Consider the following 1427-nt stretch of genomic DNA (forward strand, 5'->3'; position numbering starts at 1 on the left):
ACCACATAATGCGCACTAAGTGGTCTAAATTTAACATTTGAAATCGGGATTTGAGTCAGCCCTGAAACCATCATAAACATCCATAAAAAACCCTTTGGAAACATCCTGTTATAACCAAAGACTGTCACTTTCTCAATACTCGGATTTGTTGTAAATCTGGCTCGTCATTGACAGACATTTTGTTCGTCTCTGGTAGTCAGTCCTTTTTAATCGCAAAAGTAGATTATTACCGTTGCGAGGAATCGGAAAAAACTTAAATTAAATAATAAGAATTGTGAGGTGCATCATGCTGCACGAGTCATTCGTCACGCTGTTCTGGCGGCATTTTGAATCAATCCGCCAAGCCGCTGCTTGGTTTCATGTCCGGGAAATTACTGTTCAACGCTGGCTCAACGGCGAAGTTGACGTTAATCCTATGGCCGAAAAATTACTGATTATTCGTGCCCGTGGCTATCTCCCCGATGATACCCGGTGGCAAGGTTTCCGAATCTGCGAAGATCGCTGCATTATCATTACTCCTGAGAACCGCGTTTTCAGTCCCAAAGAGCTCGACGCATGGGTTTTACGCAATGATGAATACCACGCCCTTAAACGAATGTACGAATTAGACTATATTCCGACCCGTTCGAACGTAGTTACGCCACTTCCGTTCCGTGGTGGCCGTCGATTGAAAGAACCTAGGCAGGAAACCATCACAAAAGAACAGAAAAAGTTACACCGTAATGCGCGAGAGAAACGACGGAAAGCCAACTGATATACTACTCAAAACACCAAGGGCGCGTTATGCGCCCTTGTTTTCTATGGTAGCCAGCCGTTTTTCGTGCGACTCGATAATCTTCTTAATCCATGCAATATCGGTCTTCATGGCAATCCCGGTGCCGAACGCCGAGCAAAAGCCCGTGGCGGCGGCAACCAGTACGGTTTGGTAAATGTCCACACAAGTCCCCTAGTCTTTTTCTTTGCGCAACGTGTCAAACACGCCGATGATCGCGGCGGCCACTGCCGGAATGGCTCCGCCAATTTGGGCACCGGATTCGCCAACGGTCACAGTAACCAGCTCGCTATTGCCAGTAAAAACGCCAGCGATAACGCTGCCCAACAAGATCAGGCCTGTTTTGGTGCTCGATTCCTTGAAATTAATCATAACCATCCTTTTTTACGCAAGTATTTGAGTGTATAGGCACCGATTACGATGCCCGTGACGCTGATTGCTACCGTAGTGACAGCTTTTTTGGTTGTCATGCCAGTGCAACTCCTTCCATGACTTCGTTGAAGGCGTATTTCTTGCCAACTTCCATCCGTGCCATTGCCTTGATGATCTTGGCGGCCACGGTATCGTTGCGAACATCGACCATCTCGTGTTTGTCGTACCCTGACCAACGGCTCACCATATCGGCATAATGGTCGCTGTTGTTTTCATGGCTGGG

At 47.4% G+C, this 1427-nt stretch carries 3 protein-coding genes and 1 pseudogene; 1 reads left to right on the top strand and 3 read right to left on the bottom strand.

Features of this window, described 5'->3' with window-relative positions:
* The first annotated feature begins 286 nt into the window (after positions 1 to 286).
* Entirely contained in the window at positions 287 to 754 is a 468-nt protein-coding gene (locus ABT56_RS22720; RefSeq protein ID WP_047881200.1) for a phage protein, read from the top strand.
* A gap of 27 nt (positions 755 to 781) precedes the next feature.
* Here ABT56_RS22720 and ABT56_RS24140 read toward each other — a convergent pair whose 3' ends face one another.
* From ABT56_RS24140 to ABT56_RS24340, 3 genes and pseudogenes are all read right to left on the bottom strand, one after another.
* A complete protein-coding gene (locus ABT56_RS24140) occupies positions 782 to 937 on the bottom strand; it encodes a hypothetical protein (protein ID WP_157037953.1) in 156 nt (51 codons plus the stop codon).
* Positions 938 to 946: 9 nt separating this feature from the next.
* The gene (locus tag ABT56_RS22725; protein ID WP_047881201.1) at positions 947 to 1144 is read right to left on the bottom strand and encodes a hypothetical protein; all 198 of its coding nucleotides are present in this window, start codon (positions 1142 to 1144) and stop codon (positions 947 to 949) included.
* A gap of 94 nt (positions 1145 to 1238) precedes the next feature.
* A pseudogene (locus ABT56_RS24340) lies at positions 1239 to 1427 on the bottom strand (virion protein); the annotation flags it as partial.

The organism is Photobacterium aquae, assembly GCF_001029445.1.
In the GTDB taxonomy this organism is placed as follows: domain Bacteria; phylum Pseudomonadota; class Gammaproteobacteria; order Enterobacterales; family Vibrionaceae; genus Photobacterium; species Photobacterium aquae.

Excerpts from the sequence above, each read along its gene's own strand:
- ABT56_RS22720 (WP_047881200.1), top strand. The coding sequence starts at position 287 with ATGCTGCACGAGTCATTCGTCACGCTGTTCTGGCGGCATTTTGAATCA.
- ABT56_RS22725 (WP_047881201.1), bottom strand. The coding sequence starts at position 1,144 with ATGATTAATTTCAAGGAATCGAGCACCAAAACAGGCCTGATCTTGTTG.